Here is a 13320-nt window from a genome sequence, read left to right on the forward strand (position 1 = left end):
CAACCTCGCATCGAGATCAGTGCCAGAGGAGCACGCCATGTTCCGCCTAAAGCCTTTCCTGATGACTGCGGGCCTTCTGGGAAGCCTGCTCGGCTTTGCCTGCGGGCCTGTTTCCGCGCAAGTCGCCCCGGTCGAGCCGGCCCCCACCGCGCTGCAAGGCCCGGAGCACCGGGTGGCGCTGGTGATCGGCAATTCGAACTACCAGAACGCGCCGCAGCTCCAAAACCCCGACAACGACGCCGAGTCGATGGCGAAGTTCCTGAATTCGGCCGGCTTCGAGGTGGTCGCCGCGACCGACCTCACGCAGAACGACATGCTCCGCGTGGTGCAGGACTTTTCCGCAAAAGTCTCCGCGCGCGGTCCGAACACGGTGGCGATGGTCTATTACGCCGGTCACGGCGTGCAGCTCGCCGGCGAGAACTATCTCGTTCCCGTGGATGCCAGGGTCTCGAGCCCGACCGAGCTCGTCAACAATTCGGTGCGTCTGGTCGACGTGATGTCGACGCTGGAGACGATCCCGAGCCGCATGCGCATCGTCATCCTCGATGCCTGCCGCAACAACCCCTTCCCCTCCGTGAACGATGCCGGCCGCGGCTTGGCAATCGTCGATGCGCCGAACGGCTCGATCGTGGGTTACTCGACCGCGCCGGGCGCCGAGGCACTCGACGGCACCGGCGGCCACAGCCCCTACACCCAGGCCTTCCTGAACGTCGCGCGCGAGCCCAACGTGCCGATCGAGCAGCTGTTCAAGCGCGTGCGCCTCGCAGTGAACCAGACCACCAGCGGTGCGCAGATCCCGTGGGAGAGCTCTTCGCTCACGTCGGACTTCACCTTCTTCGGCGACACCGCCGTCGCAGCCAGCCGCGCCCCCGTGAATGCGCCCGTCGTGCAGATGGCCTCCAACCTGCCGAGCCGCTCGACGCGCCAGGCCTATGACTACGTCGTGTCAGAGGGACGGCCGGAGTACTATCAGGAGTTCATCCAGATGTATCCGCACGACCCGCTGTGCGACCACATCCGCTGGCTGCTCAACAACCTCCTGATCTCGCAGGCCTGGCACAAGGCGGTGCTCACGAACTCGCCGCTCGGCTACCAGACCTTCTACGACAGCTACGGCAACAGCCCCTATGCCGTGTCCGCGCTGAAGCTCGCAGCCCAGCCGAAGCTGATCCCGCTGATGCAGGCGACGAAGTTCCTGGCGCCGCAGAACATTGCGCCGACCTTCAAGATCGGCAATCTCGGCCAGCCCAAATACATGCCGCTGCAGCAGGGCAATGGCGGTGGTCAGATCAATGGAAATCTGCCGGTCGTGCAGAAGCCCGTGGACGGCAACGTCATCGGCAAGCTCGGCAATGGCGGCCAAATCGTCAACCTGCCGGCGGGCAACAACCAGCCGACCCAGCAGAACGGCACGCCGTCGCAGACCCCGGGCAAGATCGTCACCCTGCCTGCGCCGACCAACACCACCAACAACAATGGCGGCATCGGCAAGATCGTGACGCTGCCCGCGACCAACAACACGCCGAACGCCGGCAATGGCACCGGCACCCCCGGCAAGATCGTGAGCATGCCGGTGAATGTCGGTAAGGGCGGTTCAACGTTCGAGACCAAGCCGGTCAATATTCAGACTCAGAACAACCCGATCCGCATCAACAACGGCGTGAATCTCAACAACAGCCCGGTGAACAGGGTGCAGGTCCAGAACACCCAGCAGAACAACCGCCCGCAGTTCAATGCGACCAACCGCATGGTCAACAACGGCGGCAACAACTTCCGGCAGTCGATGAACCAGGCGCCCGCCACGAGCGGCGGCAACAATCTCCGCGGCTTCATGCACTGATCGCGGCAAGAAGCGCAGACGACAAAGGGGCGGAGCAGTGATGCTCCGCCCCTACGCATGTCAGGAAATCAGGCGAGAAGAATCAGGCCACGAGCTCGGCGAACAGATCGGCATCGACATTGCCGCCGGAGAGGACGATGACGACGTTCTTGCCGGCGACGTCGAGACGCCCCGCGAGCAGCGCGGCAAGGCCGACGGCCCCTCCCGGCTCCACCACCAGCTTCAGCTCGCGATAGGCGAACGCCACCGCCGCACCGACTTCCTTGTCGGATGCGGTGACGCCGCGCGCGAGCAGCTTGCTGTTGATCGCAAATGTCATCTCGCCGGGGATCAGCGCCATCAGCGCGTCGCAGATGGTGCGGCCTGCCGGCCCATGCGGCTCGCGATGGCCTGCAGTCAGCGAAATGCCGTGATCGTCGAACGCCTCCGGCTCGGCAACCACGACCTGCGCCAGCGGATATCGCGCCTTGATCGCGGTCGCGACGCCGGCGATCAGGCCGCCGCCGGAGGCGGGTGCCACCACGATGTCGGGGCTAAGGCCCAGCGTTGCCATGTCGTCCGCGATCTCCCGGCCGGCGGTGCCTTGGCCAGCGATCACGAAGGGATCGTCATACGGCCTGACCAGCGTCGCGCCGCGCTTCTCGGCGATGCCGCGCGAGATCGCCTCGCGGTCGTCGCGATCGCGGTCGTACAGCACGACCTCGGCGCCGTAGGACTTGGTGCGCTCGCGCTTGGACAGCGGCGCGTCCGCGGGCATCACGATGGTCGCCTGCATGTCGAGGATCTTGGCCGCGGCCGCCACGCCCTGGGCATGGTTGCCGGAGGAGAAGGCCACGACGCCGCCGGCGCGCTTGTCCTGCGGGATCGAGGCGACCTTGTTGAAGGCGCCACGGAACTTGAAGGAGCCGGTGCGCTGGAGCATCTCCGGCTTCAGGAACACTTTTGCGCCGACGCGCTCGTTGAGCACGGGAAAGGACAACAGCGGGGTGCGGATGGCGAAGGGCGCGATCACGCGTGCTGCGGCATCGATATCGGCGGGGCCGATCGGAAGGGGCTGTTCGGTCATACTCAACCTTATCGCGCCCATTGAGCGACGGGCAAGACACCTCCCCGCGAGGGTTTTTCTTCTTCAGGCGACGAAGCGTGGCTGCTCCGCCCCGTTCCGGCCCGGCAGCACCGCACCGACCGCCTTTATCCTGTCGATAAAGGCCCTCGCCGAGGCCTCCCAGGTGTAATTGGCAGCGAATTCGACGCAATCCTGCCGGGAGATGCCGAGCGCGGTGAAGCAGGCATTGCGCAGATCGTGATCGAGGGCCCCGACCGGCGCATCGCCGATCACGTCGCGGGGGCCCTTCACCGGGAAGGCCGCGACCGTCAGCCCGCTTGCCAGCGCCTCGAGCAGGACCAGGCCGAACGTGTCGGTCTTGCTGGGGAACACGAAGACGTCGGCGGCCGCGTAGATGTCCGCCAGCGCCTCGCCGTGCTTCTCGCCGAGGAAGATCGCGTCGGGATAGGCCTCTTCGAGCGAAGCCCGCGCCGGGCCGTCGCCGACGACCACCTTGGTGCCCGGCAGCTCGAGGTCGAGGAACGCCTCGAGATTCTTCTCCACCGCGACGCGGCCGACCGAGAGGAACACCGGGGTCGGCAGGCAGAGATCGATCGCGCGGGGATGGAACAGATGCGTGTCGACGCCGCGCGGCCACAGCACGACATTGGCAAAGCCGCGCTCGGTCAGCTCGCGGGCGAGCGCCGGGGTCGCCGTCATTACGGCGCGGCTGGGCGCATGGAAGCGACGCAGCGCCCGCCAGATCAGGGATTCCGGAACCGGCACACGGGCGCGGACATATTCAGGGAAGCGGGTGTGGAAGCTGGTCGTGAACGGCAGCTTGCGCTGGCGGCAATAGCGGCGGACCATCAGGCCGATCGGCCCTTCGGTCGCGATATGGATGCTGTCGGGACGGGCTTCCGCGATCAGCTTGGCGATCCGCGCCGGACGCGGCATCGCGAGCCGCACGTCGCGATAGCTCGGCATCGCGAAGGTGCGGAACGATTGCGGCGTCAGGAAATTGAACTCGACGCCAAGACCTTCAACGCTAAGACCTTCAACGTTAAGCCCTTTGGCGGCGTCAGCAAGCTTGGTTAGCGTCCGAACCACACCGTTGACTTGCGGGTGCCAGGCGTCGGTCGCGACCAGGATGCGCATCAGGCGGCCCTTGCTGCGACCTGCGGGACGGCCGCCGGCTTTTGCGCCTGATCCGCCCAGGTGATGATCTCGAAATGGCCGTCGTCGTGCTCGACCAGCGCGGTGCAGCTCTCCACCCAGTCGCCGCAGTTCATGTAGCGGATGCCGGCCTCGTCGCGGATCACGGCATAGTGGATGTGGCCGCAGATCACGCCGTCGGCGTCGTGACGGCGCGCTTCGGCGGCAAGCGCCTGCTCGAACGCGCCGATATAGTTGACGGCGTTCTTGACCTTCTGCTTGGCCCATTGCGACAGCGACCAATAGGGCACCTTGAACATGCGCCGGAAGAAGTTGACGAAGCGATTCATCTGGATCGCGAAGTCGTAGGCCTTGTCGCCGAGATGGGCGAGCCAGCGCGCGTTCTGCACCACGAGGTCGAAGATGTCGCCGTGGATGACGAGATAGCGCTTGCCGTCCACGCCGGTGTGGACGGTGTTCTCGACCACGTCGATGCCGCCGAAATGCGTGCCGTAATAGTTGCGCAGGAACTCGTCGTGATTGCCGGGGATGTAGATCACCTTGGCGCCCTTGCGCGCCTTGCGCAAAAGCTTCTGCACGAGGTCGTTATGCGATTGCGGCCAGTGCCAGCTCGATTTCAGCGCCCAGCCGTCGACGATGTCGCCGACGAGATAGATCGTCTCGGCGTCATGGTAGCGCAGGAAGTCCAACAGAAGGTCGGCTTGTGAACCGCGGGCTCCGAGATGAACGTCGGAGATGAACAAGGTGCGAAAGCGCCTTTCAGGGCTTTCGTCACTCACATCGTAGCTTCCCATGCGACAGCCTGTAACAATATCCCGTGACAGGGGGATGACCGATTGAACCTTTGAGGCACCCTCAGATACGAATCAAACCTCGCCTCGCCCTCCCCGCGAATATCAGTCGCATGCGACAATCAGGCGACACGAAGCGGCCATGGCTGTCCGCAAAAGCCCGGTCCCCGTCGCCTTGTTGGTTAACGGCCGGGGCCGGCGCGCAGCTCGAAGCCGGCGTCAGTAAAATTTGTGGAAATGATGGATCGGCCCGTGGCCGTGGCCGACGCCGAAGCGGTCGGCAGCGGCAATCGCGGCGCTGATCCAGGCCTTGGCGTTGCGCACCGCCTGCTCGAGAGTCTCGCCCTTGGCGAGACCCGCTGCCACGGCGGAGGACAGCGAACAGCCGGTGCCATGGGTGTTTTTGGTCGCGACGCGGGGCGCGGCGAGCGCGATCGTGCTTTCGGACGTGACGAGATAGTCGATGCTCTCGGCGCCCTCGCCGTGTCCGCCCTTGATCAGGACCGCACGGCAGCCGAGCGCCAGCAGCCGGCGCCCCTGGCCTTCGATCCCGGCCTCGCTGGCCGCGGCGGGCTCGCCGAGGAGAGCTGCCGCCTCCGGCAGGTTCGGCGTGATCACCGAGGCCAGCGGCATCAGTCGCATGCGCAGGGCTTCCACGGCTTCGGACGCCAGCAGGCGGTCGCCCGATGTCGCGACCATCACGGGATCGAGCACCACATGGCGCGGCTTCCAGTGTGCCAGCGCGGCTGCGATCGCATCGATGCTGGCGGCCTGGGCCACCATGCCGATCTTCACCGCGCCGACGTCGAGATCGGAGAACACCGCATCGATCTGCGCGGTGACGAAATCAGCCGGCACCGCATGAATGCCGGTGACGCCGCGCGTGTTCTGCGCCGTCAGCGCCGTGATCGCGGAGGCGCCGTAGACGCCGAGCGCCGCGAAGGTCTTCAGATCCGCCTGGATGCCGGCGCCGCCGCTTGAATCGGAACCTGCAATGGTGAGAGCCACGGGCGTCGTCATCGCCGGATACATTGGTTTGAGAGGGACACCGCCATGCCTTGTCCTAGCGTGCCGCGGATGCGCCAGCAAGCCGGGCCGGCCGCGGGCGCCGCGACGAGCTAACCCATGCCGGTCCGGCCCCGGCGAATCAGCCGGATAAGGGCCCGGCCCGCCTTGTCGTCCCGCGAGTGTGCACATCCCGCGAAAATATGCCCTCGGCATAGCCCGGCCTTGGCGCCCATCCCGGTGAGTGAGACGTTTATTGGCGGATTCGTCCAGCGATGCCATGTTGCGGGCCGGCCTCGGCCGCAATCCTCTCGGGAAGCAATCACATGTTGGCCTACCTTGAACGTATCCTCGACTCCTCGATGCTCTCCCCGCACGGCATCTGCCTGCTCTGGGAGCCCGAGCTGATATGGCTGCATGTCGTTTCGGATGCCTGCATTGCGCTTGCGTATTTCTCGATCCCGTTTGCACTCGCGATCCTCGTCACCAAGCGGCGCGACCTCGAATTCGGGTGGGTCTTCTGGGCGTTCGCCGTCTTCATCATGGCCTGCGGCCTGACGCATGTGCTGTCGATCTACACGCTCTGGGTGCCCGTCTACGGCGTCGAGGGCATCGTCAAGGCGCTCACCGCCGTGGCGTCGGTCATCACCGCGGGAGCGCTCTGGCCGCTTCTGCCGAAGATCCTGACCATCCCCTCGCCGTTCGAGCTCCGGCAGGTCCAGGCCGCGCTCGAGGAGGAGGAGAGCAAGAACCGGGATGCGGCCCAGCTCCTCGGCCAGGTTCGTGAAGCGCAGCGCGCGCTGCGCGAGAGCATGACACGCCTCACCGCCGTGGTCGAGACCGCGGTCGACGGCGTCATCCTGTTCGACGCGCAAGCCCGCATTCTCCTGTTCAATCCCGCCTGCGAACGGTTGTTCGGCTATCGCGCCGACGAGGTCATGAATCTCGACATCGGTATGCTGATGTCCAATGAGGAGAGGCCCTCATCCACGGGTCGTACGCTGCGCATCGCAACCGGGGAAGCCGCCGGTGTGCGCAAGGACGGATCGACCTTTCCGATGGATCTGTCGGTGGGCCAGGCTTGGCAGGACGGCGAGCTGATCTACGTCGGCATCGTCCACGACCTGACCACGCGCAAGCTGACCGAGCAGCAGCTCCAGCAGGCGCAGAAGATGGAGACGGTCGGCCAGCTCTCCGGCGGCATCGCCCACGACTTCAACAATCTGCTCACCGTCATCATCGGCAACGCGGAGTTTCTCAGCGAGCAGCTCAGGGCCCGTCCCGACCTCAGGCGTTTCGCCGACGACATCTGCCAGTCGGGCGAACGCGGTGCGGAGCTGACGCAGCGGCTGCTGGCGTTCAGCCGGCGCCAATTGCTGCAACCCCGCGCGATCGAGTGCCGCGAGCTCTTGACCTCCATGCACAAGCTGCTCAAGCGCACCTTGCGCGAAAACATCGAGATCACGACGGCGTTCGGCGCCGGCTCCATCCTCGCCTTCGCCGACCGCGCCCAGCTCGAATCCGCCGTGCTCAATCTCGCGCTCAACGCGCAGGACGCCATGCCGGCGGGCGGGCATCTCACCCTCAGCACCGAGCTCACCGCGATCGACGAGCACTATCGCGTCCAGCATCCGGAGGTGGAGTCCGGCAGCTACGCCCTGATCTCGATCACCGATGACGGCGAGGGCATGACGCCTGACGTCATCGAGCGCGCCTTCGAGCCGTTCTTCACCACCAAGGAGGTCGGCAAGGGCTCGGGCCTCGGCCTCAGCATGGTCTACGGCTTCGCCAAGCAATCAGGCGGACACGTCTCGATCTACAGCGAGCCGGGCCTCGGCACGACGGTCCGCATCTACCTGCCGCATGCCGGCGGCGAGCAGTCGCTCGCCGACATCGAGGCGCGCGAGGAGGCTGCGCCCCGGGGGCACGAAACGATCCTGGTCGCCGAGGACGATCCGTTCGTCCGCTCCTCCGTCACGCTGCGCGTGGAGGCGCTGGGATATCGCGTGGTCGCAGCCGTCAACGGCAAGGAGGCCTTGCAGCAGCTTCGCACCAACCCGGCCATCGACCTCCTGTTCACCGACATCGTGATGCCCGGCGGAATGAGCGGCTGGGAGCTCGCCGACCAGGCCCGGCGCATCCGGCCCGGACTGCCTGTCGTGTTCTCCTCCGGCTATGCCCTGGAGACCCTGGTCGAGCAGGGCCGCGCGCACGCGCAATCGATCGTCCTGACCAAGCCCTATCGCAATGCCGAGCTGGCCCGGCGGCTGAGGGAGGCGTTTGCCGGCGCGCCCCTGCCCTCCTAGAGGGCCTTGTAGAGGGGCTTGGCCAGGACCAATCCTTCGGGCAGCCGCGAGGCGGCAAGTTCGCTTGCCAAGCCCCCCCGGTTTTGGCCTATTAGCCGCCAGATATGCCTTCGGAGTGACTGCAATGGTTCCCTTTTTCGTCCAGATCAAATGCAAGCTCGGCCAGTCCTATACGGTCGCCAATGCGCTCGCCGAAGCCGAGATCGCCTCCGAGATCTACTCCACGGCCGGCCATTACGACCTGCTGGTGAAGTTCTACGTCGACAAGGACACCGACATCGGCCACTTCATCAACGAAAAGGTGCAGGTGCTGCCCGGCATCCAGGACACGCTCACCATCATCACCTTCAAGGCGTTCGGCGCGAGCTAGCCTCTAACCAGCATCCTTGCGTTTCGGGCGCGGCGGTCCGTCCACCGGCGGCAGCGACTTGAGGTAATCCGCCATCGCCGCAATGTCCTCATCCGACAATTGCGAGGTGTTCTTGATCACGCGCGCCATCGCGCCGCCGGCGCTGTCGCCCTCGGGCAATTCGCCTGTCTTCAGGAAATTGGCGATATCCTTCACGCTCCATTCGCCAATGCCCTTTTGCGTGATGTTCGGCACCCACCCCTCGCCTTCCGGATTGGGCCCGCCGGCGAAACGCTGCGCGGTGATGATGCCGCCGAGCAGATTGCGCGGGCTGTGACACTCCGCGCAATGGCCGAAGCCGTTGACGAGATAGGCGCCGCGATTCCATTGCGGCGAGTGCGTCGCGTCCGCGACGAACGGCCCGCTCTGCATGAACAGCAATTTCCAGATGCCGACATTGCGGCGGATGTTGAAGGGAAACGGCAGGTCGTGGTCGCGCACCCTGCCGGACACCGGCGGCAGCGTCTTCAGATAGGCGAAGAGATCGCGAACGTCCTCCACCTTCGCCAGATGATAGGACGTGTAGGGAAATGCCGGGAAGTAGTGCTGGCCCTCGGGCGACACGCCGCGCATCACGGCGCTGACGAATTCGGTCTCGCTCCAGCGCCCGATGCCGTCGGCGGCATCGGGGGAAATGTTGGGCACGTAGAACGTTCCGAATGGCGAGCCGAGCGCCAGGCCCCCGCCGAGCCGCAAGCGGTCGGGCTGGTTGGGCACGGCATGGCAGGACGAGCATCCGCCGGCATTGAAGATCTCCTGCCCGTTGGCAGGATCCGGCGCCCGGGATGGCAACGGCACGGCCGATGCGGCCGGCGCCGTCAGCCACCAATAGACGCCGAAGCCTGCAACGGCAGCGATCAGCATGACAAGAATTGTTCGTCGCAGCATCGAGGTATCCCATGGAGATCGGCCGAACTTACGGATTCGCCGGTGGCCGCTCCAGCCACGAATAATTTAGATGGTTTGAGCTTGATCCGGGAATAAACTCCTGCGCGCACTGTTTGCAAGTTGACCGCAATCAGACGTCAACAGGGAGAGACCCATGAACAAAGCAATTTTTGCCACGCTGGCACTCGGAGCTGCCGTCGCGTTCGCCGCCCCGGCCAGCGCGGAGAAACTGAAGGCGACGCTGGACGGCAAGTCCGAGGTGCCCGCCACCACCACCAGCGGCACCGGAACGGCCGATCTCGACTATGACGCCGCCAGCAAGAAGCTCTCCTGGAAGGTGACCTATTCCGGCCTCTCCGGCCCCGCCACCGCCGCTCATTTCCACGGGCCCGCCGAGGCCGGCAAGAACGCCGGCGTAGCGATCGCGATCCCGAATGCGACGTCGAGCCCGGTCGAGGGCTCTGCGACGCTGACCGACGCGCAGGCCGCCGATCTGCTGGCCGGCAAGCTCTACGTCAACATCCACACGGCGGCGAATCCGGGCGGCGAGATCCGCGGCCAGGTGACGAAGTAAGCGAAAACGCGGCTTCGTCGCGGAAAGGCCGGACGCAAGGAGGGAGCGTCCGGCCTTTTCGATTCGGGCGAGGACCTTAACGTGCGGGAATGTCCGGACCTCGTGCCTTGCCAGCCTCGCGCGTTCCGCCGTAAACTTCGGCCTCACCAATCTCCAGAGTGGCACCGTGCGGCTCGTTTCCAGCGTTCTCGATCGGCCCGGCGACGCCGGCATCAGAAGATCGGCGCGCGCGCCGTGGCACGTTGTGCCAGGCCTCGTCGCCGCCGGAGCGTTTCTTTGCTTCTTCGGACCGGTGCTCGCGCAGAGCGACATGGAAAAGCAGGCTCAATGCGAGCTGTCCGCAATCCGCGATACACGATCGCCCCTTGCCGTGCAGTACATCCGCTCCGCCTGCAACTGGCTCGTCGTCAACGGCGATTCCCTGTTGAACGCATCCAGCAAGGGCTATTACGTCTGCCTCGTGCGGCAGCTCTCGGGCGCGCAGAGCAACGAGGCTGCCGCGGCGATCATGTCGGCATGCCGCGCGTCCAATCCGCTTTGATCCCCCCGCTCAAGCCGCGTTCAGCGCCTGCGCGAGGTCCGCGATCAGATCCGACGGGTTCTCGATGCCGATCGACAACCGGATCGTGGAATCGAGCACGCCGATCTTCTGGCGGATGTCGGCGGGAACGCCGGAATGGGTCATCGTCGCCGGCAGGCTGGCCAGCGACTCCGTGCCGCCGAGGCTCACCGCCAGCTTGAGGATTTGCAGCGCGTTGAGGAATTTGACCGCGGCCTCCTTGCCGCCGGCGATGTCGAACGAGAACGTCGATCCCGCCCCCAGGCACTGCCTCGCAAACACACGCCCCGCCGGCGATGCCTCCTCGTGATGACCGAGATAGTGGACCTTGGCCACCTTGGGATGATCGCGCAAATAAGCCGCCACGAGGCGCGCATTCGCATCGGCTTTTTCCATGCGCAGGCTCAGCGTCTCGAGCGAGCGGTTGATCATCCAGCAGGAATGCGGATCGAGCTGGGTGCCGATGGCGCCGCGCAGCGCCTTGATGCCCTTCATGATCGCCTTCGCGCCGAGCGCGGCGCCCGCGATCAGGTCGGAGTGACCGCCGACATATTTGGTCAGCGAGTACAGCGAAAGGTCCGCGCCATGCTCGATCGGCCGCTGAAACACCGGCCCGAGCAGCGTATTGTCGCAGGCGATGATCGGCGTATGCCCCTGGGCCTTTCCGATCGCGTCGGCGATGCGGCGGATCATCGCGACGTCGACGAGGCCATTGGTCGGGTTGGCCGGGGTCTCGATCAGGATCATCGAAACCCGGCCCTTGCCCATCGCCTCCTCCGAGGCCTGCTTGACCGCCGCCTCGTCGATGCCGTCGGCAAAGCCGACGGCGCCGATCGACAGGCGCGCAAGCGTGTTGGTCAGCAGGGTTTCCGTCCCGCCATAGAGCGGCTGGGAGTGCAGGATGACGTCGCCGGGGCGCACGAAGGCGAGGATCGTGGTTGCGATGGCCGCCATGCCGGAGGAGAACAGCGCGCAACTCTCGGTGCGCTCATAGACCGCGAGCCTGTCCTCGACGATCTCGCTGTTGGGGTGGTTGAAGCGCGAATAGACCAGGCCCGCGCCCATCCCCTCCGGCGGCTCGCGCCGGCCGGCGACGAAATCGAAGAAGTCCTGCCCGTCCTCGGCGGTCCTGAACACGAAGGTCGAGGTCAGGAATACCGGCGGCTTGATGGCGCCTTCCGACAGCTGCGGATCATAGCCATAGGTCAGCATCAGCGTTTCCGGATGCAGCATATGGTTGCCGATGTGGGTCTTCGACGGAAAGGGTTTTACCATGGCCAGTCTCGCTGTTGACTAGGATCCGCGCCGCGCGTTGGAACTCCAAACATCGTGAGGCAATCGGGAGCGAGATGCGCCGGCATCCAGCAGGTCGAATCAACGCCGCGGCGGCTCGACCGAAGATAACCACTCTCACAACGATCCGTCAGGTCTTGGCAACAGAATTAGCTCTGGACATCACGCCTGGAACAGGAAAAGCCCGGCACATCTCGACGCACTCTGACCTGAGGCGCGCGACGACCACATCGTTGCCGTTCGCCTGCAGAGCCGCCGCAATGAACTCGCCGATACGACGCATTTCGGGCTCTCCCATGCCACGCGTGGTCGCCGCCGGTGTCCCAAGGCGAATACCGCTCGGCCTGAGCGGCGGGCGCGGATCGTCCGGAATCACTTGCTTGTTTGTGGTGATGGCTATGGCATCAAGCACATCCTCGGCTGCCCGCCCGTCCAGTCCGACGGACGCTGCCGTATCGACGACCATCATGTGATTGTCCGTTCCGTCCGTGACCAGCTTCATCCCGCGCTCCATCAGCGCGCCGGCAAGAACCTTCGCGTTGCGCAAGACCTGCCGCGCGTAGACCTGGAAATCCGAGGTCGCCGCCTTCTTGAGCGTCACGGCAATCCCGGCCACGACGTTCATGTGAGGTCCGCCCTGCAAACCGGGAAATACGGAAGCATCGATCCGACCGGCATTTTCTTTCCGGCATAGGATGATCCCGCCACGGGGGCCGCGCAGCGTCTTGTGGGATGTCGTCGTCATGACGTCGAAGCCGGCATCAAGCGGATTGCGCATGACATTCGCGGCAACCAATCCGCCATAGTGGCTCACGTCAGCCATCGTGAGCGCGCCAACTTCGTCGGCAATACTCTTGAATGCCGCATAGTCCAGGTCGCGCGGATAGGAGCTGTAACCGCACAACACCATCTTCGGACGCGCTTCACGCGCAATCGCGCGCAATTCGTCGAAATCTATCGCGCCGCCGTTTGACGGAGCCGTCTTGTAGCGAATGAAGTTGAACAAACGCCCCATGTGGGACACCGGCGCGCCGTGGGTGAGATGACCGCCATGGGACAGGTCCATGGCGAGAATGGTGTCGCCGGGCTCCAACAGGCCGAGATAGACGGCCTGATTCATCGGTGATCCGGAAAGAGGCTGAACGTTGGCGTGCTCGGCACGAAAAAGCGAGCAAGCCCGCTCGCGTGCGAGGCGCTCGATTTCGTCCGTATACTGCTGGCCGCCGTAGTATCTGCGTCCCGGATATCCCTCGGAATATTTATTGGTGAAGACCGATCCGAGCAGCTCAAGCACCTCCGGGTAGGTGTAATTCTCGGACGGAATCAGCTCGACGCCGTCCTGTTGGCGGCGCTCTTCCCCCACAAGGGCAGCGGCGATCTCTTGATCGTTGATGGACAGTTCGTTGCGAAATGACGGCATGCTCGGGCTCCTCA

The 13320-nt window shown here is 65.0% G+C and carries 13 protein-coding genes; 5 read left to right on the forward strand and 8 right to left on the reverse strand.

What is annotated here, in order from left to right; genetic code table 11:
• Positions 1 to 37: 37 nt before the first annotated feature.
• Complete coding sequence (locus BJA_RS29870) at positions 38 to 1840, forward strand: caspase family protein (RefSeq protein ID WP_038967042.1); 1803 nt, start codon at positions 38 to 40, stop codon at positions 1838 to 1840.
• Positions 1841 to 1922: 82 nt separating this feature from the next.
• Here the strand turns inward: BJA_RS29870 and BJA_RS29875 are convergent, their stop codons facing one another.
• From BJA_RS29875 to thiD, 4 genes are all read right to left on the reverse strand, one after another.
• Positions 1923 to 2906, reverse strand: a complete 984-nt coding sequence (locus BJA_RS29875) for a threonine/serine dehydratase (protein ID WP_038967041.1) — start codon at positions 2904 to 2906, stop codon at positions 1923 to 1925.
• A 63-nt stretch (positions 2907 to 2969) separates the two neighbouring features.
• A complete protein-coding gene (locus tag BJA_RS29880; protein ID WP_011088644.1) occupies positions 2970 to 4043 on the reverse strand; it encodes a glycosyltransferase family 4 protein in 1074 nt (357 codons plus the stop codon).
• A complete protein-coding gene (locus tag BJA_RS29885) occupies positions 4043 to 4855 on the reverse strand; it encodes a UDP-2,3-diacylglucosamine diphosphatase (protein WP_011088645.1) in 813 nt (270 codons plus the stop codon). The genes BJA_RS29880 and BJA_RS29885 overlap by 1 nt, the downstream gene beginning before the upstream one ends.
• 216 nt (positions 4856 to 5071) lie before the next feature.
• Complete coding sequence (gene thiD, locus BJA_RS29890) at positions 5072 to 5872, reverse strand: bifunctional hydroxymethylpyrimidine kinase/phosphomethylpyrimidine kinase (protein WP_011088646.1); 801 nt, start codon at positions 5870 to 5872, stop codon at positions 5072 to 5074.
• A 311-nt stretch (positions 5873 to 6183) separates the two neighbouring features.
• On the opposite strand from thiD, the gene BJA_RS29895 reads away from it, so the two are divergent.
• On the forward strand, positions 6184 to 8163 hold the full coding sequence (locus tag BJA_RS29895) for a hybrid sensor histidine kinase/response regulator (protein WP_162494129.1): 1980 nt from the start codon (positions 6184 to 6186) through the stop codon (positions 8161 to 8163).
• A 124-nt stretch (positions 8164 to 8287) separates the two neighbouring features.
• Positions 8288 to 8533: an Lrp/AsnC ligand binding domain-containing protein gene (locus BJA_RS29900; protein ID WP_014493934.1), complete on the forward strand. Its 246-nt coding sequence runs from the start codon at positions 8288 to 8290 to the stop codon at positions 8531 to 8533.
• A gap of 3 nt (positions 8534 to 8536) precedes the next feature.
• Here BJA_RS29900 and BJA_RS29905 read toward each other — a convergent pair whose 3' ends face one another.
• Positions 8537 to 9460, reverse strand: a complete 924-nt coding sequence (locus tag BJA_RS29905; RefSeq protein ID WP_011088649.1) for a c-type cytochrome — start codon at positions 9458 to 9460, stop codon at positions 8537 to 8539.
• A 154-nt stretch (positions 9461 to 9614) separates the two neighbouring features.
• Between BJA_RS29905 and BJA_RS29910 the strand changes: the two genes are divergently transcribed.
• Positions 9615 to 10034, forward strand: coding sequence for a CHRD domain-containing protein (locus BJA_RS29910; RefSeq protein WP_011088650.1), 420 nt, complete (start codon positions 9615 to 9617; stop codon positions 10032 to 10034).
• Between the two features lie 76 nt (positions 10035 to 10110).
• On the opposite strand, the gene BJA_RS29915 is transcribed toward BJA_RS29910, so the two are convergent.
• Positions 10111 to 10362: a hypothetical protein gene (locus tag BJA_RS29915; protein ID WP_162494043.1), complete on the reverse strand. Its 252-nt coding sequence runs from the start codon at positions 10360 to 10362 to the stop codon at positions 10111 to 10113.
• On the opposite strand from BJA_RS29915, the gene BJA_RS29920 reads away from it, so the two are divergent.
• Complete coding sequence (locus BJA_RS29920; RefSeq protein ID WP_231166541.1) at positions 10345 to 10575, forward strand: VF_A0006 family four-cysteine protein; 231 nt, start codon at positions 10345 to 10347, stop codon at positions 10573 to 10575. The two genes, BJA_RS29915 and BJA_RS29920, sit on opposite strands and share 18 nt — an antisense overlap.
• 9 nt (positions 10576 to 10584) lie before the next feature.
• Here the strand turns inward: BJA_RS29920 and BJA_RS29925 are convergent, their stop codons facing one another.
• Together BJA_RS29925 and glyA are read right to left on the reverse strand one after the other, a co-directional pair.
• Positions 10585 to 11868 carry a cystathionine gamma-synthase family protein gene (locus BJA_RS29925; protein ID WP_011088652.1) on the reverse strand — a complete coding sequence of 428 codons (1284 nt, stop codon included), beginning with the start codon at positions 11866 to 11868 and terminating at the stop codon, positions 10585 to 10587.
• Positions 11869 to 12016: 148 nt separating this feature from the next.
• The gene (glyA, locus tag BJA_RS29930; protein ID WP_038967039.1) at positions 12017 to 13306 is read right to left on the reverse strand and encodes a serine hydroxymethyltransferase; all 1290 of its coding nucleotides are present in this window, start codon (positions 13304 to 13306) and stop codon (positions 12017 to 12019) included.
• Positions 13307 to 13320 lie beyond the last annotated feature (14 nt).

The organism is Bradyrhizobium diazoefficiens USDA 110, assembly GCF_000011365.1.
In the GTDB taxonomy this organism is placed as follows: domain Bacteria; phylum Pseudomonadota; class Alphaproteobacteria; order Rhizobiales; family Xanthobacteraceae; genus Bradyrhizobium; species Bradyrhizobium diazoefficiens.